Source organism: Anaerocolumna sp. AGMB13020 (genome assembly GCF_033100115.1).
In the GTDB taxonomy this organism is placed as follows: domain Bacteria; phylum Bacillota; class Clostridia; order Lachnospirales; family Lachnospiraceae; genus Anaerocolumna.
Genome location: NZ_CP136910.1, coordinates 3,714,298 through 3,737,485 on the forward strand (window position 1 = coordinate 3,714,298; position 23,188 = coordinate 3,737,485).

Annotated in this window: 19 protein-coding genes, 1 tRNA gene and 1 other annotated feature; of the genes, 14 read left to right on the forward strand and 6 right to left on the reverse strand. The window is 38.1% G+C overall.

Annotated features, from left to right (window positions below; all coding sequences use genetic code 11):
• Window positions 1-70: 70 nt before the first annotated feature.
• Window positions 71-340, reverse strand: coding sequence for a hypothetical protein (locus R2R35_RS15405; protein ID WP_317730719.1), 270 nt, complete (start codon window positions 338-340; stop codon window positions 71-73).
• A 439-nt stretch (window positions 341-779) separates the two neighbouring features.
• Between R2R35_RS15405 and sfsA the strand changes: the two genes are divergently transcribed.
• From sfsA to R2R35_RS15435, 6 genes are all read left to right on the forward strand, one after another.
• Window positions 780-1,475 carry a DNA/RNA nuclease SfsA gene (gene sfsA, locus R2R35_RS15410; RefSeq protein WP_317730720.1) on the forward strand — a complete coding sequence of 232 codons (696 nt, stop codon included), beginning with the start codon at window positions 780-782 and terminating at the stop codon, window positions 1,473-1,475.
• A gap of 99 nt (window positions 1,476-1,574) precedes the next feature.
• Window positions 1,575-1,967, forward strand: a complete 393-nt coding sequence (locus R2R35_RS15415) for a bacteriohemerythrin (protein WP_317730721.1) — start codon at window positions 1,575-1,577, stop codon at window positions 1,965-1,967.
• A 316-nt stretch (window positions 1,968-2,283) separates the two neighbouring features.
• Window positions 2,284-3,507, forward strand: coding sequence for a glycosyltransferase family 4 protein (locus R2R35_RS15420; RefSeq protein ID WP_317730723.1), 1,224 nt, complete (start codon window positions 2,284-2,286; stop codon window positions 3,505-3,507).
• Window positions 3,508-4,242: 735 nt separating this feature from the next.
• Window positions 4,243-4,442, forward strand: a binding site (T-box leader).
• 201 nt (window positions 4,443-4,643) lie between these two features.
• Window positions 4,644-6,602, forward strand: coding sequence for a threonine--tRNA ligase (gene thrS / locus R2R35_RS15425; RefSeq protein WP_317730724.1), 1,959 nt, complete (start codon window positions 4,644-4,646; stop codon window positions 6,600-6,602).
• Between the two features lie 25 nt (window positions 6,603-6,627).
• Window positions 6,628-6,972: a PhzF family phenazine biosynthesis isomerase gene (locus tag R2R35_RS15430; protein WP_317730725.1), complete on the forward strand. Its 345-nt coding sequence runs from the start codon at window positions 6,628-6,630 to the stop codon at window positions 6,970-6,972.
• 265 nt (window positions 6,973-7,237) lie between these two features.
• On the forward strand, window positions 7,238-8,023 hold the full coding sequence (locus tag R2R35_RS15435) for a deoxyribonuclease IV (RefSeq protein WP_442872251.1): 786 nt from the start codon (window positions 7,238-7,240) through the stop codon (window positions 8,021-8,023).
• A gap of 295 nt (window positions 8,024-8,318) precedes the next feature.
• On the opposite strand, the gene R2R35_RS15440 is transcribed toward R2R35_RS15435, so the two are convergent.
• The 3 genes from R2R35_RS15440 to R2R35_RS15450 form a co-directional block, all read right to left on the reverse strand.
• Window positions 8,319-9,893 (reverse strand): ABC transporter permease/substrate-binding protein, encoded by a 1,575-nt coding sequence (locus R2R35_RS15440; protein WP_317730728.1) that lies wholly within the window; start codon window positions 9,891-9,893, stop codon window positions 8,319-8,321.
• Window positions 9,890-11,023, reverse strand: coding sequence for a betaine/proline/choline family ABC transporter ATP-binding protein (locus tag R2R35_RS15445; protein ID WP_317730729.1), 1,134 nt, complete (start codon window positions 11,021-11,023; stop codon window positions 9,890-9,892). Before R2R35_RS15445 ends, R2R35_RS15440 begins: the two co-directional genes overlap by 4 nt.
• A gap of 285 nt (window positions 11,024-11,308) precedes the next feature.
• Complete coding sequence (locus R2R35_RS15450; protein WP_317730730.1) at window positions 11,309-11,944, reverse strand: TrkA C-terminal domain-containing protein; 636 nt, start codon at window positions 11,942-11,944, stop codon at window positions 11,309-11,311.
• Window positions 11,945-12,461: 517 nt separating this feature from the next.
• Here R2R35_RS15450 and R2R35_RS15455 point away from each other — a divergent pair.
• From R2R35_RS15455 to R2R35_RS15475, 5 genes are all read left to right on the forward strand, one after another.
• Window positions 12,462-14,051 (forward strand): peptide chain release factor 3, encoded by a 1,590-nt coding sequence (locus R2R35_RS15455; protein ID WP_317730731.1) that lies wholly within the window; start codon window positions 12,462-12,464, stop codon window positions 14,049-14,051.
• A gap of 912 nt (window positions 14,052-14,963) precedes the next feature.
• On the forward strand, window positions 14,964-15,458 hold the full coding sequence (infC, locus tag R2R35_RS15460; protein WP_033168563.1) for a translation initiation factor IF-3: 495 nt from the start codon (window positions 14,964-14,966) through the stop codon (window positions 15,456-15,458).
• A gap of 172 nt (window positions 15,459-15,630) precedes the next feature.
• Window positions 15,631-15,828, forward strand: coding sequence for a 50S ribosomal protein L35 (gene rpmI, locus R2R35_RS15465; RefSeq protein WP_033168562.1), 198 nt, complete (start codon window positions 15,631-15,633; stop codon window positions 15,826-15,828).
• 28 nt (window positions 15,829-15,856) lie between these two features.
• A complete protein-coding gene (rplT, locus tag R2R35_RS15470) occupies window positions 15,857-16,213 on the forward strand; it encodes a 50S ribosomal protein L20 (RefSeq protein WP_033168561.1) in 357 nt (118 codons plus the stop codon).
• A 750-nt stretch (window positions 16,214-16,963) separates the two neighbouring features.
• Window positions 16,964-18,673, forward strand: coding sequence for a hypothetical protein (locus R2R35_RS15475; protein ID WP_317730732.1), 1,710 nt, complete (start codon window positions 16,964-16,966; stop codon window positions 18,671-18,673).
• A gap of 257 nt (window positions 18,674-18,930) precedes the next feature.
• Here the strand turns inward: R2R35_RS15475 and R2R35_RS15480 are convergent, their stop codons facing one another.
• Together R2R35_RS15480 and R2R35_RS15485 are read right to left on the reverse strand one after the other, a co-directional pair.
• Entirely contained in the window at window positions 18,931-20,118 is a 1,188-nt protein-coding gene (locus R2R35_RS15480) for an Acg family FMN-binding oxidoreductase (RefSeq protein ID WP_317730733.1), read from the reverse strand.
• 85 nt (window positions 20,119-20,203) lie between these two features.
• Window positions 20,204-20,863: a TetR/AcrR family transcriptional regulator gene (locus tag R2R35_RS15485; RefSeq protein ID WP_317730734.1), complete on the reverse strand. Its 660-nt coding sequence runs from the start codon at window positions 20,861-20,863 to the stop codon at window positions 20,204-20,206.
• A 297-nt stretch (window positions 20,864-21,160) separates the two neighbouring features.
• Here R2R35_RS15485 and R2R35_RS15490 point away from each other — a divergent pair.
• The 3 genes from R2R35_RS15490 to R2R35_RS15500 all read left to right on the forward strand — a co-directional run bounded on the left by R2R35_RS15490 (window position 21,161) and on the right by R2R35_RS15500 (window position 23,088).
• Window positions 21,161-21,245: transfer RNA gene (locus tag R2R35_RS15490), tRNA-Leu, on the forward strand.
• A 291-nt stretch (window positions 21,246-21,536) separates the two neighbouring features.
• The gene (locus R2R35_RS15495; protein ID WP_317730735.1) at window positions 21,537-21,998 is read left to right on the forward strand and encodes a GNAT family N-acetyltransferase; all 462 of its coding nucleotides are present in this window, start codon (window positions 21,537-21,539) and stop codon (window positions 21,996-21,998) included.
• A 277-nt stretch (window positions 21,999-22,275) separates the two neighbouring features.
• Window positions 22,276-23,088: an acyltransferase domain-containing protein gene (locus tag R2R35_RS15500; protein WP_317730736.1), complete on the forward strand. Its 813-nt coding sequence runs from the start codon at window positions 22,276-22,278 to the stop codon at window positions 23,086-23,088.
• Window positions 23,089-23,188 lie beyond the last annotated feature (100 nt).

The window sequence follows — 23,188 nt, forward strand, 5'->3', positions numbered from 1 at the left end:
TCACAAAGAAAAAAGCAGTTGCTTAAATTAGGTTTTAGGCAGCTGCTTTCTATTTTTATTCTTCTGAAGATTATTTCTCTTCAGCTTCTTCAGAGGTTTCTTCCTCTTTGGCAGCATCCTGCGCATCAGAGGTAATATTTATAGATACATATTCTCTGGTTTCTTTTTTGTCAGAAGCGGGAGTATCTTCTTCCGTATCAAAGTCCTCAAAATCGTCTTCGAAATCATCAAAATCGTCTGCCGTGTCTTTGTTCAATACGTTCTTGTAAAGGTAATAAGCACCGCCGGCCAAGGTAGCAATGGAGATAGTACCGAATAAAAATTTTCCGAATTTCTTCATAATGAACATACTTCCTTTCGTTTAACAGTATATGCATTTTGCGATTGAAATTATACACATTAAAGGATAAATTTTGCATCGTAAGCTTGCATATTTACCGCTTTTATTATCCCGGTTCTCAGCAGGATATCTTTCGTAATACTAATTCTTCTTGGTTCATAATAGCTGATCGATAAGCTGATAAAGTCTTAGTGAGAATGACATACCATCAGCATAGCTTTCAATATTTGGGAAATACAGAAGCTTATGTCAACTATGATTATCTATTATTATAAGACAATAAAGGCTAAAAGGAAAGAAAAATTTACTGGCCGAAATTAGATATTGCTGAGAATTTACAGAAATGCTATAATGAAATGACATAACAGAATAATAAGCCCCAAAAGATACTATGCTAATTGACCGGTTGTTTGACAATGCATAGAAAAGAGGAACAAAAATGTTATACAACAGCGTTATAAAAGGTACCTTCCTATCAAGGCCAAATCGTTTTATTGCCTATGTAGAGGTAGAAGGTACAATACATAAATGTCATGTTAAGAATACAGGACGCTGTAAAGAACTTCTGATACCAGGTGCAACAGTCTACCTGGAGGAATCAGATAATAGTAAGCGCAGTACCAAATATTCATTGATTGCAGTTGAAAAAGGCACCCGTTTAATAAATATGGATTCCCAGGCACCCAATAAAGCAGTGCATGAATGGCTGGCAAATGGGAACCTTATGAAAGACACGGTTAAGATAAAGCCCGAGCAGGTATATGAGAACTCCAGATTTGATTTTTATGTGGAGACTCCTGAAAGAAAAGCATTTATTGAAGTGAAAGGAGTGACACTGGAAGAGGAAGGAACAGTACTTTTCCCTGATGCCCCTACGGAAAGGGGAGTTAAGCATATAAACGAACTGTGTAAGTGCCTGCAGGAAGGATATGAGGCATATATTCTTTTTGTGATACAGATGGAGGGAGTGGAATACTTTACACCAAATGACAGAACACACAAGGAATTTGGAGATGCCTTACGTCAGGCAAGCAGCCAGGGGGTTCAAATTTTAGCAATGGATTGTCAGGTAGAACCTAATAGCCTAAAACTGAAATCTGCCGTACCGGTTAAGCTGGTACAAGGGCGCGCCTGAACACACGGTACCCTTCTGAATGCCCCGCACAAGCAGTTTTAAAAGACTCTGGAAATTTTATAGAAAAACACTATAACTGTGATAAAGGGAGAAATCAAAATGTACGAAATGAAGGATGAATATTATACCGGTATAGAGCTTATTGATACACAGCATAAAGAACTGTTTCGCATAGCTGACGAAGCATATATGCTATTAAAAGACGAATTTGTAGTGGATAAATTCGATGATATTGTAGCAATCATACTAAGACTAAAAGATTATGCAACCAAACATTTTTCAGATGAAGAAGCGTATATGATGAGCATCGGACATAAAAAATTATTTTCTCAAAAAACAGAACATGAGGATTTTCTGGAAAAAATAAATGATGTAAACTTTGCGGACATGGATCATAATCAAACAGAGACACTATTGGATATTTTGGAATTCTTAAATGACTGGCTGGTACATCACATTCTTGAAAAGGATATGCTAATTGGAAAGCTATAAATAAAATTCTAATATAAGCTAAATTTTAAATATAAGTTAAACTTTAATTTTTTCCTTTTGTATTCGAACAAAGGTTTAAATAGGCTGTATTTTCAAAAATGCCGTAGGTTAAATAACCTAATTTAGCTTATATAATACATATGAAAAGGCAGAATGCCTTAATTTAACTGTATTTCGCATGGAGAAGTCAGCATACTAATAGTAGTACTAATATTAGTATTTTAGCTATTCATGCCGAAACCATACAGCCTCCAAATTGAAGCTTTTTTCATGTTTGTGAGCCATTGTAAGAAACTCCAATAAAAGGAGAGATGTCGTGAATATAGGATTATTTACGGAAACCTACTACCCCGAGATAAACGGGGTTGCTAATTCGGTATATATATTAAAGAAAGAACTGGAAGCTCTGGGACACACGGTATATGTGTTTACAACAACGACTCCGGGAGCACCGGAATATGAATACAATGTCTTCCGTGTTCCAAGCTTGCCCTTTATTCTGATTACGGAGAGGCGTATCGGAATGTTCTACTTGCCGAAACTAGCAGGAATCATAAAAAAATTGAATCTGGATATCATCCATACCCATACGGAATTTTCCTTAGGAATATTCGGGAGGATTATGGCAAAAGAGTTAAAGATACCAATGATTCACACCTACCACACAATATACGAAGACTACACCCATTATCTTCCCCATTTCAAAGCACTGGATGCAAGAGCCAAGGCCTTTGTACGAATATTTACAAAAGTATGCTGTAACTCAGTAGCCAGAGTAATCGTACCTACAGAAAAGGTAAAAGAACTGCTGCAAAAATACAGCGTATACAGAGAAATATCCGTCATACCAACAGGTGTAGATCTTAAAAAGTTCAATCCCGCTTTATATAAACAAGAAGATATCGATCAAATCAAGACCGAGTACGGCATTTTAAAAGAAGAAAAAGTCATACTCTATATAGGCAGGGTATCCAGAGAAAAGAATATCATAGAAACCATCAATGCCATGGAGTACTATATGAAAGACGGCAAACCGGTCAAATTCCTGATTGTAGGAAGCGGACCGGAAATGGATGAACTAAAGGACAGGGTAGCAGAACTTGACCTGCAGCAGAAAATAATATTTGCAGGCTCCAAACCTTGGGATACTATCGGTCTCTATTATCAACTAGGAGACGTATTCGTCAGTGCCTCACAAAGTGAGACACAGGGCTTAACCTATATAGAAGCCATGGCCGCAGGAATACCGGCAGTAGCCAGAGAAGACAGATGCCTGGACGGCATCCTCTTTGATGGAATAAACGGCTATAAATTCACCGATCAAAAAGGATTGATAGAAAGCCTGGATAAAGTCCTCTTTACAGACAAAGAAACACCTTACGGAGAAAATGCCAGAGAACTCATGCAGAAATTCTCAACAGAGACCTTTGGAAAAAGCGTTGAAGACGTCTATGAGGACGTTCTTGGAAATGAACGCTATTCTGAACAGACCGGCATCTCTGAAGCAAAAAAAATAAATTATCTGAAAATGCCATTTTAACCACAGCTTCCATACGGATATCATTATAAAATCCATATGGAAGCTGTATTATATTTTCGAAAATTTTTAAAAGCTAAATGAGCGATATGCTGTTATAGGATATTATTAATCCGTATATCCCAAATAATAAATACAAGAAAAGTTTAATTCAACTTCATCTTATTAATGGATTTTATTATTAAAACGCTGTATGTAAACCATCATTCTTCAGTGTTAACCTTAAAATAAACGAAAGAATCTAAAATGTGAAAATTGTGAATAGAAAAAATAAATTAAAGCTATCCTAATTTCTTAGCATAAATAAACACACCCACACAGAAATAAACACATCTATATAGTAATCATAAAAAAAGAAATACTTAATAACTATATCTGCAAAGCATGCCAGTAACGGAGAAAACCCACCTTGCTATTTGGTAGATTAGGTCTCGGAAAGGTTCCTTATGACACTTAAACTTCAGTAGTTGCGCTAAGTATTGAATAAGCCACTGTTTGAGCATATAAGAAACCAGCATAGTTCTGCTGGTTTCTTCGCGAGTTTGGCTTATTCAATACTGTCCTAAGCAATTACTGAAGTTTTAGTGGAATAAGGGTTCTTCTCCGAACCAAAACGTACAAATAGCAAGGCGGGTTTTCGTACCACTGCCACAACCTGCCTTTATACAACTGCTTAACAAGGTGCAAAATACCACTTGACAAAAATTGCTGAAATGCTATAATGAGGTTTATCAATAAGAAAACGCGTTGAAGAGACGAGTAAGATGTGAAATGACACAGAGAGGGATATGAGGTGCTGAGAATATCCCGCCAGGAAACATCCGAAAACTACCTCTGAGTGGTCCTAATCCGATCCGGTGATTCCGTTATCATCTAATGAAGTGGGAATTTAACAATCCAATGAGGGTGGAACCGCGAGATATATGCTCGTCCCTTTCGAGCTGCTATAAGGCAGGCGAAAGTGATGAGCTTTTTTGATGCCTTTTTATCAGCAGGATGTAATATAAACTGTCCCCATAACGGGAACGGCAGAAACAGGGAATATACAATCAAAGATTGGATATTCAGGAATGAAAATTCAAACAAAAAGAAGCATGTATTCAAAAGAATGCAGCTATGGGAAAGGAATGGTTACTTGTATGAAGATAACATTAAAAGACGGATCAGTAAAAGAATACGAAAATCAAATGGCAATCATAGATATTGCAAAGGATATTAGTGAAGGACTTGCCAGAAATGCCTGTGCAGCAGAGCTTAACGGAAAGGTAGTGGACCTTAGAACCGTTGTAGCAGAGGACAGCAGCTTAAGCATCCTTACCTTTGACAGCGAGGGCGGAAAAGCAGCATACAGACACACTACCTCTCATGTACTTGCAGAAGCAGTAAAAAGACTGTATCCAGCTGCAAAGCTTGCAATAGGTCCTTCCATTGATACTGGTTTTTATTATGACTTTGATGTAGAGCCATTTGACAGAGCAGCGCTGGATGAGTTAGAGAAGGAAATGAAGAAGATTATAAAGGAAGGTGCGGAGATCAAGCGCTTTACCCTTCCAAGAGAAGAAGCTATCCGCTTTATGGAAGAAAAAAATGAGCCATATAAGGTTGAACTGATTCAAGACCTGCCCGAAGGAGAAGAAATTTCCTTCTACAGTCAGGGAGAATTTACCGATCTTTGTGCAGGACCACACTTGATGAGCACAAAAGGTATTAAGGCTATCAAATTAATTTCCTCCTCCGGTGCTTACTGGAGAGGTTCTGAAAAAAACAAGATGTTAACCAGAGTGTATGGTACTGCTTATACAAAGAATGCAGACCTGGATGCTTATCTTGTTCATTTGGAAGATATCAAGAAACGTGATCACAACAAGCTAGGCCGTGAAATGGGATTATTTACAACGGTTGATGTAATCGGACAGGGACTTCCTCTTATTATGCCAAACGGTGTTAAGATCATGCAGACAATGCAGAGATGGATCGAAGACGAAGAGGAAAAAAGAGGTTATGTCAGAACAAAGACTCCATTTATGGCAAAAAGCGACCTGTATAAAATCTCCGGTCACTGGGACCATTACAAAGAGGGAATGTTTGTTTTAGGAGATGAAGAAAAAGATAAAGAAGTATATGCACTACGTCCTATGACTTGCCCCTTCCAGTATTATGTATACAAATCCGAACAGAGATCTTACCGTGATCTTCCTATCCGTTTAGGTGAGACTTCAACTCTGTTTCGTAACGAGGATTCCGGTGAGATGCACGGCTTAACCCGTGTACGCCAGTTCACTATATCAGAAGGTCATTTAGTAGTAAGACCGGATCAGATGGACGAAGAATTCAAGGGTTGTCTTGATCTTGCAAGATATTGTCTGAGCACACTCGGACTTGCGGAGGATGTAACATATCGTCTTTCCAAATGGGATCCCAACAACAAGGAGAAATACATTGGAACAGCAGATGTCTGGGAGGAAACACAGGGAAGAATCCGTAAGGTTTTAAATGACCTTGAGATACCTTTTACGGAAGAAGAAGGAGAAGCTGCTTTCTATGGTCCTAAGGTAGATATACAGGCTAAAAACGTATATGGCAAAGAAGACACTATGATTACCATTCAGTGGGATGCATTAATTGCAGAACAGTTTGATATGTACTATATCGACCAGAACGGTGAGAAGAAACGTCCTTATATCATTCACAGAACCAGCATTGGCTGCTATGAAAGAACGCTGGCATGGTTGATTGAGAAATATGCAGGTCAGTTCCCTACCTGGCTGTGTCCTGAGCAGGTGAGAGTACTTCCAATCTCCGAGAAATATCATGATTATGCCAAAAAAGTAGAGTCAGAGCTGAAAGAAAATGATATCCGCTGCAGTGTAGACGAACGCGCCGAGAAAATCGGTTACAAGATTCGTGAAGCAAGACTGGAACGTGTTCCTTATCTATTGGTGGTAGGACAGAAGGAAGAAGAGGAAGGTCTTGTATCCGTAAGAAGCCGTTACCTGGGGGACGAAGGTCAGAAAGAGCTTTCTGTGTTTGTAGATGCTATCTGCAAGGAAATCAGAAGAAAAGAAATCAGAAAAATTGAAGTAGAGCAGCAGGCTTAATTTCATATAATCCTTAAGATGTCAGGTGAACAGAAGTTTACCTGACATCTTGCTATACATTAAGCTTCATCCCCTTTGTTTTGAAACATATGATACAGAGGCAGACATGCATGCAAGACATTTTTCCTCTCCGTATTCCGGTACCGTGGAAGATCCGGTAACAGGGACAGCGTCAGGAGTTATGGGGGTATTTTATGCTACATACATAAACAAAGACTTTGATAAACCCCTTACTCTAAATATAGAACAAGGGCAGGAAATTGGAAAAGATGGCAGGGTAATTGTTCGGGTCAGGAAATCGCTTGCAGATTATGAAGTCGAGATTCTTGGCACAGCGGTGTATGTGAAAGAATTCGAGATACAGGTATAAAGTTATAATGAACTTGATATTATTCATTACTAAAACACCAGTTAAAGCTATCTGTTAAGGAATAGCGAACAGCTGGAATAGCAGAGGATATACGCATCAATAAATAAGGTTAGAATAATGGAAAAACGGATATTCTATGAAGAAAACAGTTACTAATTATTTATATATTTGATATACAAGGAAAGGATATCGTTATACGGTATGTTATGGTACTCAAATGCTTAATATCGGTACACACTTATCTGTAGCCAAAGGTTACGAACGAATGGGAAAGGATGCTCTATTAATAGGTGCCAATACCTTGCAGTTCTTTGCCAGAAATCCAAGGGGAGCCAAAGCGAAGGCGGCAGATTATAAGGACATGAATAAATTCAGAGAGCTGCTTCAGGAAAATGATTTTGCCAGGATAATGGCACATGCGCCTTATACCCTCAATGCCTGCTCCAAAGATGCCCATTTAAGAGAATTGTCAGCGCAGATGTTTGAAGAAGATGTCAACAGGATGGAATTCTTTCCGGGAAACTTTTATAATCTGCATCCGGGAAGCTGCCTGGGGCAGGAGAGCAGTATTGCTATAGAACAGATTGCACTTATGCTAAATAAGGTAATGTATGAAGGAATGCATACAACAGTTCTACTGGAAACCATGTCCGGTAAGGGCAGTGAAATGGGAAGGACCTTTGAAGAAATCAAAGCAGTGATAGAGCTTGTAGAGGTGAAGAAAAGTATTGGTGTCTGCATGGATGCCTGTCATCTATGGAATGCAGGATACGACCTGGTAAATAACCTGGAAGGGGTTCTTCAGGAATTTGACCGGATAATTGGACTTAAGTACCTGAGGGCATTCCACTTAAATGATACCATGGATGCCCTGGGAAGTCACAAGGACAGGCATGTGACCATCGGTGACGGAATTCTTGGAGTTGAAACCATTACCTCTATTATTAACCATCCAAAGCTGAGAGACTTGATATTTATCCTCGAAACACCAACAGAACTGGAAGGGCACAGAAAAGAAATAGAAATGTTAAAGAAGGCAAGAAAGGATTAGGTAATCTTTTGATGAAGCTCTTTTTCTATTCAGCTTGTCTACTGTATAAGTGAAAAGAAGTATCAGATAAAATCTGTAATTATGCAGTGGGAAGCACCGTTAATACCTCCCCATCCCATTATATAAGAAGTCCTGATTCTCTGGATATTTTGCTCATGGAATTGCACAACAGACAACTTGCTTAAATAATCAGAGAAGAGGACTTTTGGTACTTTTCAAATAAGAGCATTTATTCAATTTTTGTAAACTACCTGTACTCTGTACTAATAAATCATTTATATTTGAATCTAATCTATTATTCTATAAAGGAATTTTCCACCAGGAAATCATGAGCAACTGTGGCCGGTTCCATTTGCAGTTCATCTACTTTATAATTCAGTTCAGCCATAACAGCATCTGTAAGAACATCACCCAACTCTTCAATAACAGGTATTATTTCCGGATATTTATTAGCTATTTCTTCCCGCATTAAAGGGATGGCATAATAAGGCGGAAAGAAGTTCTTATCATCTTCTAAGGTAACCAGTTCGAATTTCTTCAGTAATCCGTCTGTTGAAAAAGCATCCACAACATCTGTTTCCTGATTCATTAAGGCTACATATCTGGGAGAACCGTCTAAGCCAACAGTATTCTTGAAGTTAAAATTATAAAACGCAGTAAGCCCAGGTATTCCGTCTATACGATTCAAGAATTCGAGGGTTGTACCGGCCCTTAAGTTTCTGCCGATCTTAGCCAGGTCGCTGATACTGTTTAAACCATAAGCAGCGGCAGTCTCTTGTGTAACGGCTAATACATAAGTGTTATTAAAGGCAAATTGCTTAAGAACGTCAATACCATATAGGTTTTTGAAATCATTTTTCACGGTAGTGTATACTTCCTCCATATCGGAGATGGGAGGATAATTAAGCGTATCTCCATAAGCAGTACCGCTGTAATCAAAGTAAAGATCGATATCACCGGATTTTAAGGCAGAGAAACAAACCTGAGTGCCACCTAAATTGATTTTTCTATCTACCGTTATATCTGTTCTGGCTTCAATCAAATCGGAAAACATATGAGCCAATATATGCTGCTCTGTAAAGTCCTTGCTGCCTATTCGAATGACTTTATCAGAGGAGATATGATTTACTATTCCGTTATAACCTAGAACCAATACCAGAATAAGACTTGTGGCAGCAATAATTCTTTTCTGGAACTTCTTTGATTTTACCTGCTTTTCCTTTGAGGCACCGGTTATTTGAAGGCTGACAGGCGTAACCAGCTTTTCTACGATACCGATAAGAAAGTCAACCAGAAGAGCCAATATACATGCGGGAACAGCACCTGCTAAGATCTGAAAATTGTTAACAGTACGTATTCCTGAGAAAACCAGAAAGCCTAAGCCTCCGGCGCCGATAAAAGCAGCCATGGTCATAAGGCCTACGGCAGTAACGGCTGAAATTCTGACACCGGTCATGATAACAGGCAGTGCAAGAGGAATCTGAATTTTAAACAGTATCTGGATCTTTGTAAGCCCTATGCCTCTGGCAGCTTCAATCGTCTGAGGATTGATGTTCTTTATACCAGTAAAGGTATTTTTAATAATAGGAAGCAGCGAATAGAGTATGACCATTACAACAGCTGGCAAGGTTCCGATTCCTAAGAAGGGAATGGCGAATCCAAGCAATGCCATACTGGGAACAGCCTGAATGATATTAGCAATTGCAAGCACCGGTTTATTGAGCTTATTCACATAGCTGATCAGAATACCCAGAGGAACGCCAAGGAGGATAGCCAGGCCTACCGCGATAGCTGTTAATTGTATATGTTCCAGAGTCAAAGAAAGAATCTGAGCTTTGTTTTGAAAAATATAATTAAAAAAATCTATCATGAGAACATCACCTCCTGGGTATCAATATATTGCTGGCTGAGAGTGGTAACAAGACTGCTCTTGGTTATAAGACCCAATAAGATGTTGTCATCACTTGTTACCGGAATACCGGATACCTGGTTTTCCTCAATGATTTTTAAGATATCGATAATGTTGTTGTCAGGAGATACTTTTAAGACATCCGTACCCATAATAGAGCGGGCTTCAAGGCTTAGATCGGAAAGGGGCTGAACCTGTTTGGCACTTATGATTCCCAGGAGCCTGCGGCTTTTATCAGTAACCATAAGGCTATCAACATTGGAAGTTCTCATTTTTTCCCTGCAACGCAGCAGTGGAAGTGTTTCAGAACAGGTAACCGGAGTTGTGATCATGATATCGGAAGCTTTTATATATTCAGGAGAAGTCCATATACGGTTCTTGCCCACAAACTCCTGGACAAAAGCATTGGCGGGATTTTTAAGTATATTTTCAGGAGTATCATATTGCAGAATAACCCCATCCTTCATGATGCAGATTTTATCGGCAATCTTAATCGCTTCATCCATATCATGGGTAACAAATACGATGGTTTTTTTAAATTGCGACTGTAAATTAAGAACCTCATCCTGAAGACCTGACCTTGTAATAGGATCCAATGCAGAAAAGGGTTCATCCATTAGAATTATCTCAGGATCTATGGCAAATGCTCGTGCAACTCCGACTCTTTGCTGCTGACCGCCGCTTAGTTCTGTTGGATAGCGGTCAGAGAATTCTTCCGGATCCAAGCCTACCATTTCCATTAATTCAAGTGTCTTCTTGTGAATTTCTTCCAGATCTCTTTTCTCAGAACGGGGAATGATTTCTATATTTTCTTCCACTGTCATATGGGGGAACAAACCGGTCTGCTGGATTACATAACCCATACTCCTTCTTAATTTTATGATATCTTTGGTTTCTATACTGTCTCCATTAATAAGGATACGTCCGCTTGTAGGCTTTACTAAACGATTGATCATCTTTAAAGTAGTAGTTTTCCCGCAGCCGCTTTCCCCGATAAAGGCAACCAGATCGCCTTTTTTGATCTGAAAGCTTATGTTGCTTAAAACCTGGTGATCTTTAAAACTTTTTGTAACATTTTCAAATACTATCACTTCTAAACCTCCCTTTTACGACAAGTGACAACACAACGATGATTACAAGTTGTTACTATAGTGACAATCCAATTATAAAGATAAGTTGTCACTTTGTCAAATTTAATCTATGCCACTCGTTAACAGAATAGTACAAAGCCTTTTCTCTCTCAGACGAAAATAACTGTCTGATATAAGAAGTTTGCAAGTACCTCAGCAGCAGGAAATACAAATTATGAGGAAGGAAAATTACTTAAAAAAAAGACTGCAATAGCAGTCTTTCAGAAATTATATAGAAAGTAAACGTTATTGCAGTTCTGGGTACATAAAAGATTTAACACGCTGCAGACTATTCTCATCGCCTACAAAATACAGGATATCTCCTTCCAGGAAAGAGACATAAGGTCCCGGGGAAAGAACAAGGGCCTCATTTCTCTTAATCGCTATAATAGTAGCGCTGGTGTTGTGCCAGAAGTTAACATCCTGTACAGACTGATTAAGATATGGTGTTTTGTCATTGATATCAATTTCAAAAGGAATAAAGGGGTTTGTGGAACGAAAGCGGTCGGTATAATCAATGAGTTTTGTCAGACATTCATTGAAATAGTTAAGTTCCGCGGATTGCCTTTGAACGCTGTCCATAATCTCATTTTTTAAGGTTTGAATGGTCTCTATTTCCGAATACTGCTTCACAAATTTTAAAGCATTTTCAAAGGACTTAATGAAAACACCGCTTCCTTTTGTAGCATCAACAATATTCAGGTCAGAGAGGATTAAAATTGCTCTTCTTGCGGTTTCGGAGGAAACGCCATATTGGCTTGCAAGAGAGGATCTTGCATATATTTTATCACCCACTTTATACTGCCCGTCTGCTATTTTAGATGCAATATCCATGGCAATCTGCTGGTATCTGGGATTGGTTATCTTTGTCTTTTTATCCATTTTCGATAAGTATACTCCTTTGAAATTAATCAAAAATTTAAAAGTATTCAAAACTAAGTATATGCTTTTATAGGAATAAATCCTTTTGTAGTACATAAACAAAAGTATATATAAGTACTGCCTTTTCTGCAGTTCACTTATTACTGAGTGCTATAATTTAAAATTAGTAATAATGCTACATTCTGTCTTTCTATTATAACAAGCTTTCCTTGTTAATAAAAGGAGAAGAAAGACTTCATCGAAAGAAGTATACCACAACAGCAATTATAATACTACTGAAAAGACAGCAATCGTATTGCAAAAGATAAGAGGTATAAAGGCTGAAAATCATGCTGGTACCGGTAAAACTATTCGGCGTTTCTCTGAATCTCACAAAGCCGACAGATTAAATTTGCCTTTTATTCCTCTAAATAGAATAACCTTGACAAGCAATGGAAAAATATTATATGATTAAGTAGTTTTGAGGCAGTTTCAGATTGGAAGCTGCCCGTTTACATGGAAAGCTGGAGGAATTGTTTTGGAAGACTATACCAAGGAAATAAACAGAAGACGGACCTTTGCCATCATATCCCATCCCGATGCCGGTAAGACCACATTGACAGAAAAACTTCTGCTCTATGGAGGTGCCATTAATCTGGCTGGTTCTGTTAAGGGAAAGAAGACGGACAGGCATGCAGTATCCGACTGGATGGAAATAGAAAAGCAGCGTGGTATCTCCGTAACATCATCGGTTATGCAGTTTAATTATGGCGATTTCTGCATTAATATTCTGGATACACCGGGACATCAGGACTTCTCGGAGGATACTTACCGTACCCTTATGGCAGCAGATTCCGCTGTCATGGTAATTGATGCTTCAAAAGGTGTTGAGAACCAGACAAAGAAGCTGTTTAAGGTTTGTGTAATGAGAGGAATCCCAATCTTTACCTTTATCAATAAAATGGATAGAGAAGCAAGGGATACCTTTGAATTGTTAGATGATATTGAAACAGTATTAGGAATTAAGACCTGCCCCATAAACTGGCCTATCGGCTCCGGCAAGAATTTCAAAGGAGTATATGACAGGGAAACCAAGCATATTATGCGCTTTTATGCCGCAAACAGCGGACAGAAGGAAGTGGATAAGGTAGAGGTGACCTTAGGTGATGAGAGCCTGGATGAATTGATTGGCAAGGAAAATCACAATGTTTTAAATGACGAAATCGAACTTTTAGAAGGTGCCGGAAGCGAATTTAATATAGAAGAGGTAAGGAACGGACAGTTAACACCAGTATTTTTTGGTTCTGCTCTTACAAACTTTGGCGTTCAGACTTTCCTGGAGCACTTTTTGAATATGACAACCACACCGCTTCCCAGAAAAGCGACAGAGGGTCTTGTAGATCCCGTTGAAAATGACTTCTCAGCATTTGTCTTTAAAATCCAGGCAAATATGAATAAAGCACACAGAGACAGAATAGCTTTTATGAGAATCTGCTCCGGCAAATTCGATGCAGGAATGGAAGTCAATCATGTGCAGGGAGGTCGAAAGATAAGACTGTCTCAGCCTCAGCAGTTAATGGCACAGGAGAGAAAAATAATTGAAGAAGCTTACGCCGGTGATATTATCGGTGTATTTGACCCCGGTATCTTTGCTATCGGTGATACCCTGTGTGCCTCTGATAAGAAATTTCAATATGAAGGCATACCGACCTTCTCACCGGAGCATTTTGCCAAGGTAAGACAGGTAGACACCATGAAGAGAAAGCAATTCTTAAAAGGTGTAACCCAGATAGCCCAGGAAGGTGCCATACAGATATTCCAGGAGTACAATACCGGTATGGAAGAAATCATTGTCGGTGTAGTAGGAGTCCTGCAGTTTGATGTATTGAAATTCCGTCTGGAATCCGAATACGGCGTGGAAATAAGACTTGAGCCGTTGGCTTATGAGCATATACGTTGGATAGAGAATAAAGGACTGGATGCAAGTAAATTAAATGTTACATCGGATACCAAGAGAGTAAAAGACCTAAAGGGTAATCCCCTGTTACTCTTCATACACAGCTGGAGTATTCAGACTGTTCTGGACCGTAACAAAGAACTCAAGCTTTCGGAATTCGGAAGAGATTAAAATAAGATATGGAGCCTGGTGCCAGTCATTAAATAAGGTATCAGGCTTCAAATATAGATATCTACAATAACTTATATTCATAATAGTAAGAATTAAATAAAAAAAAGAAGCACAAAATCATCCTATTATCTTAGAATGACTTTAATAATGCTGACTCCAGAAAGTATAGTTTGACTATCAGAAGCCTGTATCCCATCTGAGTTCAGGCAAAATGTATAAACCGGAAAGAACGAATGCGCCTATGGAAAGGTATTAGAAGTCCTTTTCTCTGGAGATTTTGTGCTATATTATAAAATAGATTGTCTGAGCGCAGCGAGTTATCTATTTTATAATATGTCCAGCACAAAATCTCCAGAGAATTAGGACTTCTTATACCTTGTAATCGAAGCATGAGTTTTTCCGGTTTATACATTTTGCCGTCCCCTTGCCAGAAACATACAAGCAGTTACTCCCCCCAGAAGCTTAAAAGTAGCTAGAAATCTTAACCTATTAATAGCTTTAAAAAGTATTAGAAGCTGAAACGCATTAAAAGTTGAAACGTTAAAAGCTAAAACGTATTAGAAGCTAAAACGTATTAGAAGCTAAAACGTATTAGAAGTTAAAAAATATTAGCAGAATGCAGTTGACATGATGCCATATATATGTTATAGTAATATAGCTTATGAATTATCTTTGTGGTAATTCAACGATAACAACAAAGCAGAGTATCCACTCTCACCTTAGCACCGGTTTGTGACTTGGGTTTATATTTTCGGTTCCGTGAATAGCGGATAAGAGGTTTGATTTGTAAAAATACAAATGTGATCTCATAGACGAATAGTATGGTGGATAGTCTTTGCTATCCATTTTTTTAATGCCTATAAACTTATTATGTAAACTAACCTATGGAGGTGCAGTACTATTAGTGAATTAATGATTAACGAGCAGATTAGAGACAAAGAAATCCGTTTAGTCGGAGAAGACGGCGAGCAGTTAGGTATAATGTCTGCCAAAGAAGCTATGCAAATGGCAAAGGATGCCAATCTTGACTTGGTAAAGATTGCTCCCACAGCAAAGCCACCTGTATGCAAGATTATCGACTATGGAAAATACAGATACGACCTTGCAAGAAAAGAAAAAGAAGCGAAGAAGAAACAGAAAGTAACCGAAGTAAAAGAAATCCGTTTATCACCCAATATCGATGATAACGATTTGAACACTAAGGCAGGCCAGGCTAGAAAGTTTATCACAAAAGGTGATAAAGTAAAGGTTGCCCTTCGTTTCCGAGGCAGAGAGATGGCTCATATTTCTTCCAGTAGACAGATTTTAGACAATTTCTACTCTAAGCTTGAGGATATTGCAATCGTTGAAAAACCGGCAAAACTTGAGGGTAGGAACATGATAATGTTCTTAACTGAGAAACGTTAGTTACACTTGGTAAATAATCGTGATGAGGGATTAGGGCTAACCCTTCGTTAGCCTGTATTTCTTAATGCTTAAAAAGGCCATGATGGGTTTGGCAGGTGTCATAATAATAAAAATAAAACAATAGGACAACCTTTTGGAAGTGTTATTGTACCATAATGAAGGAGGAAATATCATGCCTAAGATTAAAACCAACAGATCAGCAGCAAAGCGCTTTAAAAAGACAGGTACAGGAAAGTTAAAGAGAATGAAGGCATATAAGAGCCATATCTTAACAAAGAAGAGCACTAAGAGAAAGAGAAATCTTAGAAAAGCAACAATAACTGGTGCAACTAAAGTTAAAAATATGAAGAAGATTATGCCTTATCTATAAGATTAGGTGCGAAGGAGGGAAATAGAACATGGCTAGAATTAAAGGCGGCTTAAACGCTAAAAAAAGACATAAGAGAGTATTAAAACTGGCAAAGGGTTACAGAGGAGCCAGATCCAAACAATATAGAGTAGCAAAACAATCCGTAATGAGAGCTTTAACATCTTCATTTGCAGGAAGAAAGCAGAGAAAGAGACAGTTCAGACAGTTATGGATCGTAAGAATCAATGCAGCAGCTAGATTAAACGGAATTTCTTACAGCAAATTAATGCACGGATTAAAAGTTGCCGGTGTTGAAGTTAACAGAAAGATGTTATCTGACATGGCTATTAACGATCCTGCAGGCTTCACAGCTTTAACTGATCTTGCAAAGTCTAAAATTGCTTAAGTAGAAAAGTTAAACATAAAGAATGCCAAATAAATAATTTGGTGTCTGCATAGAAGTTAATCAGATAAGTTGAACAAACTTTATACCTGGTCAAGTGTAAAAGTACTTATAGTATTTTTACACTTGGGTAGGAAGAAAAGTAGATTCAACTACATATAAATTCAGCTTACTTTAAGTATCGACTGAATGGGAAAGAGCTTTTATAAACAGCTATACAGGGATTATACCTTGTGGTGCTATTTGTAGAAGCTCTTTTTGATATTTTTTTCGGGATAGTTATATTATCTTAATTATCGCTTTCTTCTGCCTCCAGCTCGCTTTCAATAACCAATTATTGTTTTTCACTAGAGAATCGCCGGTAGCGGCGGGAGTATAGTCTGGATAGGGTAATAGTCTTACTGGTAAGAAATCTCTTTAAACAAGGGTTATAGCCATAGAAATGGTAAAATAAGGTATGTTATAAATATAATTTCTAGCCATAGGGATATAAGATTCTCCATATGCTGTAAGAGAAAATACATTGTTGTAGCAGTGAAACTGTCTTAGAATCAGACTATAAGTAGAATTTCACTTTTTCTTTTTCAGATGTAAAAGGTTAATACATAGGGCAATTTTATATTTGGAATAGGTTAAAATGCTCAGTTCAGCTTATACAGAGAATGTAAGTATTTCGTTAGGATAAAACATTTTACATTCTTCACTGAAGTAAGGTAATGAATACACTGATTCAGGAACAAGAGAGGAGTAATTATGAGGTATAATAATTTTAACGCCAGTATTTATTGTCCGGTAGGAAATCTGATTTCTGTAACAGATTTTGAGGAGTTTGACAGGAAATTTCAGCTAATTGAGAAGAATATGAAAGTAGGTAAAGTATATCTGGAAACTTACCGTGGCGGCAGGATGATAAGCCATGAACAAATGACCTTGGTGAAAAATTTCTTCTTAAAGAAAGGCATTGAAGTTGCCGGAGGTATTACAACGGACGGAGAGCACGACCCGCTGGAGGGCGGCTTTAGTCCTCAATGCTACACCTCTGAAGAGGTAGCTGAAAGGATGAAGAAGGTGGTAACACTTACCAGTGAACTGTTTGATGAGTTTATACTGGATGATTTCTATTTTACCAATTGCAGATGTGATAGCTGCATAGAGGCAAAAGGAGATAGATCCTGGTCAGACTTTAGAATATCACTTCTGCAGGATTTTTCTGAAAATGTAATCTTAAAAACAGCCAGGGAGGTAAATCCCAAAGTAAAAGTTATAATAAAATTTCCCAACTGGTATGAGCATTTTCAGGATGCAGGTTACAATTTAGAAGAGGAACCAAAGGTTTTTGATTATATTTATACGGGAACAGAAACCCGTAATCCTACGTATACCCAGCAACACTTACCGAAATATTTAAGCTACTTTATTATGCGCTATTTTGAGAATGTTGCACCTGATCGCAATCTTGGCGGTTGGTTTGACCCTTATGAATGCTCTTATAACTTAACTTCGTATATAGATCAGGGATATCTCACCTTATTTGGTAAAGCAAAAGAGGCAATGCTTTTCTGTCTTGGTTCTCTGATGGATGACAAGTCTTACACAACCTTTCCGCCTGCGATCGGTCAGGTATTTCAGGATACGGACCGTTACCTGGGAGAGCTTGGTAATCCAGTGGGAGTTGCTACGTATATACCGTATCATAGCTTCGGGGAAGATTTTCTTCATAACTATATTGGGATGTGCGGCGTTCCGTTGGAACCTTATCCAGAATATCCTTACGAAGCGAAAACGGTCTTGCTCACCGCAAATGCAGCAAAGGATGATCATATAGTTGAAAAGATAAAGGAAAGCTTAAAGGCAGGTGCAGATGTTATGGTGACCTCCGGCCTTGTAAGAAAGCTAGGAGAGGCTTTTCACGAATTAGCCCATATATCCTATACAGATAATAAGGTACTGGCGAATCGTTATATGTGTTCAGAAGACGGTGGTATAACGCTTGGAGGTAATCTGGAAGCCTCCAAGGAAATCCTCTTAACACAGCCACAGTTTTTTACCAACGATGTATGGCAGATTGCAGGTGCTTACGGTGAGGATAATAACACACCCGTTATATTAAAAACGAAATATTCCAAGGGAAGATTATTTGTCCTGACAATTCCGGATGATCAGGGAAATATCTATCATTTTCCTAATTTGATATTAAATACGGTAAGAAAAATCTTAAGCAAGGATTTACCGGTGGTGTTAGAGGGGGATTCAAAAATAACCTTATTTGTATATGATAATGATACCTTCATCCTTCGTTCTTTCCTTCCGTATTATACGAAAGTATCTGTGGTTGTTAAGAAGGAGCAGGCAGTTCTGAAAGACCTGGAAAATAACAGGACATTGCCTGGAGAACCGGTAGAGGGTGGAACGAGGTTTACGCTTTCCTTATCACCTGGTGTTAATAATGTAATGAAGTATTGATATAAATTCAAGTTATCTCTTGGGATACTCAGTTTTTACAGGTGCTTAAGCTGCTTGTTGTAATTACAGTACCCGATTTTTTTAGATTCAAAAGAAGCAATTAACAGCTGTGATAACGAAACAGGTTATTTGCTAACGAGTTATGAACAGGGATGATTAGTAGAAAGGGATAAGGAGGCGCTAATCACAAATCACATATTTACTAAGAGACAAGGAAAAGGTCTGGCATCTGCAAATGAGACACCAGACCTTTAAACTTATTTTAGAAGCAGGCTGCTAACATCTTGCCGCATACTTAAAGGAGCGGATTGCTTTGGGTATCCTACTCTGAGAAGCATCTGAATAGTATCGCCGTTACCGTATTGCGAATGTATTTTTTCATAGACGGAGATCATTTCCGTATATTCTTCCAGTGCCTGGCTCAGAGGCTGCATGGCAAGCCCAAGATTATGTGCCTTCAGTATACAGGAACTATAGAGCATGCCGGCTTCTACCTGACTTATTCTGCTGTTGTCTTTGGTTGTAAGGAGTAGATATGACGGTGTATTCTCTATGGAAGTACGGGTAGAGTTCATGAAATTATCTGTCTGAGCTTTTCCACTATTCATGGAGGGGAAGAGTGTTACTGCGGCTTGCAGGAAATGTTTCATAATACCTTTGGAGCCTTGCCCTTCAACAGAGAAACCATATCTGTATTTATTCTTTTGGTATTCATTCGCTCGAAAGATTTCCTCTGTTTCCTTCATGACTCTCTTGGTATTTCCCTCGATTACAGCCGCATCCATAGCAATTTGTCCGATGGACTGAACCTGGTCAGGGGCCTGATAAAGGTAAGCGCTTATACCTGAATACTCCTGCGTATCTGTTAAGAGACTTACGGCAGCTGCAGACGGGAGAGTTGGCGAGTATATGCCCCGATTGGTATCGGGGAGAAAGATACCGTCATACAAAGGGGTATTCTTAGGAGCAGCTTTACCCAAGGTTATTGAGGCTACCGGATAGGTGTCCATACTTGCAGAAAGATTATTTTCATCATAAACTCCTTCTGGAAAAAGTGTGATAGTAACCGGGGTTCCGAGCTTTTCACCAGCAATCTTTAAGTACTCCAGAAAGCTTCCTTGTGTAATCATCATTTGTCTGGCATGAGGGTCTACTTCGGGAGTGGTTTTAGAGCTGTCAGCATACAGATAAAATACAGAGGAATTTTCTTTATCCAGTTTTATTTTCCAGGGCTGCATGTTATGGCTGTTAGCAGCCAATAATCCGTGGGCGGTCAGCTTAAGCCTGGGGTCTTCAAAGCGGTTCTGATAAGATTTCTTCCAGGGGTCCAGGTATGCAGTGTGCAGAAAGCAGCCACTGATAGCAAATACAGCTATCAGAACCGAAAGTAAAAATACAATAAGGGCTAATAAAATTACTGGAAAGGTCATACGTCCTTTCTTCATACTAACTCCGATCCATGTACTTCGGTACATATAAAAGAATGGTTGGCATTGTGGAAAATAATTCAAATCATAGCTTGAAGAAGAATCATTTTCGGGTCAAAGAGTCAAGAATCAAGGTAAAGGAATCCTGAAGCAATTCCTCTCCGGTAGTGCTGTAATAATTGCTGAGGTAATTATTTTTTTTGTTTGCAGTATTAAAAATACCCAGAGTACAGGACCACAATATTAATGCAATTTTTTCGGCAGGAATATCATTTCGAATGACGCCCTGACGGACACCTGCTTTTACATGCCTGATCAGAAACCTTATCGCGTCCTCTCCCAGCTCATAACATTCCTCCTTTGCCTGTGGTGCTTCCCCAGATAGTCTGGTGATAAAATCCTCTTCCCTGGTCTGGTATTCCATGATAGCGCGAAAATGATGCGGATAAGATAGGCTGAATTTGTGGAAGAGTAGAAAGAGCGTCTTTATACCCTCCAGGGGTGTCTGGTTACTCTTGGTTGCTCCTTCCGATTCCAGCAACTCGAGGAATAAACGATACCCTCTGGCCATTATCTCGTATTGAAGCTGGTCTTTGCTGTTAAAATACATATATAGCGTGCGTTTGCTGAATTGAGCTTCTTTTGCTACATCATCCATGGTTGTCGCATTGTACCCTTTTGCAAAGAATACGTTTTCGGCAGCGGAGATAATATCCTCACGCCGAAGTACTTTTTCTTTTGCTTTTCTTTCTAAGCTTCCCATTATGATATCTCCTTTGCATGATAGTGCAATAAAGTAAACTAATAGTATACCTAATTGTAATAGAAGAGAATGAGTTTGTCAATTATGAAAATAAGCTTTATCCCTGAGAGAAAGCAGAATTATGATGGAATATGGATAATTAAGTATTTGTGTGGTAATTAACTACAAAACAACGCTTGTTATATGAAAAAAAGTAAAAATATATTGCAAAAAGATGTTGCATTATCAAAATAAGTTTGTTATAATATAATTCGTTCGCTGGTGAAATAAGAGTGAACACTCTACGTTTATAGTTGTGCAGTCGTGGCGGAATTGGCATACGCGCTAGACTAAGGATCTAGTGAGCATTGCGCTCGTACGGGTTCAAGTCCCGTCGACTGCAGTATTTTGCGAGGAAAGCATTCGCATGGAAAAGGAATCAAACTTTCGGGTTTGGTTCCTTTTTTGTTGAGTCGATAGAAGATTTTTATTTTGATATTTTAAACTGAACCACTACCAGCTAAAATTGCTTAAAGTTGTCTGATATCTAAAGGCGAGGGTCTTAACCTCATAATAAAACAATAAATTAATATAGATGAGTTAAAAAAACATCTGGAAATTATTCTCGATAACTATATAATATAAATACAGCATATGAAATAAACTTAAATCTTAATTTATAGGGAGGAACATTATGCGTATAGATTTTGAATTGGCAAATGAAAACGATACTAATAAAATTATCAATGTTCAAAATCAGAGCTTTTATGAAGATTATGTCAAGTATGGAGAATGTCCAGCGTATAATGAATCTGAACAGGCTATGTTTAATCAAATTCAAAATGCAAGCGTTTATAAAATACTTAAGGACAAAGAAATAATAGGAGACATTGTTATTAGAAAAAGAGAGAACAACAACTTTTATCTTAGGGTTATAAGTGTTATTCCACAATATCAGAACTTGGGAGTTGGGCAAATGGCTATAAAGTTTATTGAAAATGAATTTCCAGAAGCCTCCGAGTGGGAATTAATAACTCCATTTAAAAGTTATAGAAATCATCATTTCTATGAGAAAATGGGCTATGTGAAGGTAGAAGAGTATAGGCATTCAGCTATTTTGACAATGTATAGATATAAGAAAAAGGTGTTAAGTTAAAACAGGTATACTTTAAAAGTCTTGAATATCAAAGGCTTTATTATTTCGTCCTGTATAATGAATTAAACCAATCTAGACATCTTTTATTTTCTTTGGTATAGGCTACACTGCTCCTTAAATTTTTTATAGAAATTCTTGTCTTCATGAATTTTTTCTTTTGTTATCTCCAACATCTCATCTGTTATAAAAAATACCACAAGGATCGTACAAAGAAGGTAAGATATGTTATAATATAAATATCTAAAAAAGACAAACTGGAAGGTATGGTGGTAAAGGCATGACCGTGTTGGAATTAACCGGAGTATTAGAGATTCCGGAGGAAGTAAGCGTAGAATTATCGAATTATGCGAACAATAGAAATTGTGAAGTTCCCAATTCTGTTATAAATAAAATACTGCAACGCAAGGAATGGGATGAGGGAATAAAGGAATTGCAGGAGCTTCTGGGTGAGGATTCTGATGGAATAAAAATACTATGGGAATTGTTAAATATTATTGCTAACTATTCATACCAGGAATATAGGAAGAGAGGAATAGCAGAAGATATTTTTACTGCAACAATGAAATTTTGTACGAGATTTTTAAAGGAACATTATCGAACCTTTCATACCTATAAATTTGTTTGGGCTTGGTGGTTTCCGAGACAGATTTCATTGAACGAATTTCGTATTGGTGCACTGGAATATGAGTTTGTGAATGGTGAGAACAAGGAGATTGCTGTTCACATTCCATCAGATGCTAATCTGCAAAAAGAATCTGTGACACAGTCGTTAAAGGATTTTTTTCAATTCAGAAAAGCCTATTTTTCTGAATGGGAGAATATGAAACTCACCTGCGATTCATGGATGCTGATGCCGGAATTAAAGGAGTTATTGGGGGAGTATTCAAATATAGTTGGGTTTCAGAACCTGTTTGAGATTGATACGATGGATTATGATGCAACCTGGTATATGGGGTGGATTTTTCCAGGGTATGAGAACGTGAATGAATCATTACCGGAGCGTACATCTCTTCAGCGCAGAATGAAAAAACATTTAATGGACGGAAAGCGATTTGGTATTGCGAAAGGTCATTTAAAAAATATTGAATAAGTCACCTATAAATTGAAAACATAGTTATAGGAAGGTAAATATCAGATATTGAATCAGAAATCAATGAAGGAAGTCAATCACCAAAGAGTGATTGGCTTTC

What these genes read in the sequence shown, in the direction of transcription:
- thrS (WP_317730724.1), top strand. Translation starts at nt 4,644, where the DNA reads ATGAAGATAACATTAAAAGACGGATCAGTAAAAGAATACGAAAATCAA.
- R2R35_RS15435 (WP_442872251.1), top strand. Translation starts at nt 7,238, where the DNA reads ATGGGAAAGGATGCTCTATTAATAGGTGCCAATACCTTGCAGTTCTTT.
- R2R35_RS15440 (WP_317730728.1), bottom strand. Translation starts at nt 9,893, where the DNA reads ATGATAGATTTTTTTAATTATATTTTTCAAAACAAAGCTCAGATTCTT.
- R2R35_RS15405 (WP_317730719.1), bottom strand. Translation starts at nt 340, where the DNA reads ATGAAGAAATTCGGAAAATTTTTATTCGGTACTATCTCCATTGCTACC.
- infC (WP_033168563.1), top strand. Translation starts at nt 14,964, where the DNA reads ATGATTAACGAGCAGATTAGAGACAAAGAAATCCGTTTAGTCGGAGAA.
- R2R35_RS15475 (WP_317730732.1), top strand. Translation starts at nt 16,964, where the DNA reads ATGAGGTATAATAATTTTAACGCCAGTATTTATTGTCCGGTAGGAAAT.
- sfsA (WP_317730720.1), top strand. Translation starts at nt 780, where the DNA reads ATGTTATACAACAGCGTTATAAAAGGTACCTTCCTATCAAGGCCAAAT.
- R2R35_RS15500 (WP_317730736.1), top strand. Translation starts at nt 22,276, where the DNA reads ATGACCGTGTTGGAATTAACCGGAGTATTAGAGATTCCGGAGGAAGTA.
- R2R35_RS15495 (WP_317730735.1), top strand. Translation starts at nt 21,537, where the DNA reads ATGCGTATAGATTTTGAATTGGCAAATGAAAACGATACTAATAAAATT.
- R2R35_RS15485 (WP_317730734.1), bottom strand. Translation starts at nt 20,863, where the DNA reads ATGGGAAGCTTAGAAAGAAAAGCAAAAGAAAAAGTACTTCGGCGTGAG.
- rpmI (WP_033168562.1), top strand. Translation starts at nt 15,631, where the DNA reads ATGCCTAAGATTAAAACCAACAGATCAGCAGCAAAGCGCTTTAAAAAG.
- R2R35_RS15480 (WP_317730733.1), bottom strand. Translation starts at nt 20,118, where the DNA reads ATGAAGAAAGGACGTATGACCTTTCCAGTAATTTTATTAGCCCTTATT.
- rplT (WP_033168561.1), top strand. Translation starts at nt 15,857, where the DNA reads ATGGCTAGAATTAAAGGCGGCTTAAACGCTAAAAAAAGACATAAGAGA.
- R2R35_RS15415 (WP_317730721.1), top strand. Translation starts at nt 1,575, where the DNA reads ATGTACGAAATGAAGGATGAATATTATACCGGTATAGAGCTTATTGAT.
- R2R35_RS15450 (WP_317730730.1), bottom strand. Translation starts at nt 11,944, where the DNA reads ATGGATAAAAAGACAAAGATAACCAATCCCAGATACCAGCAGATTGCC.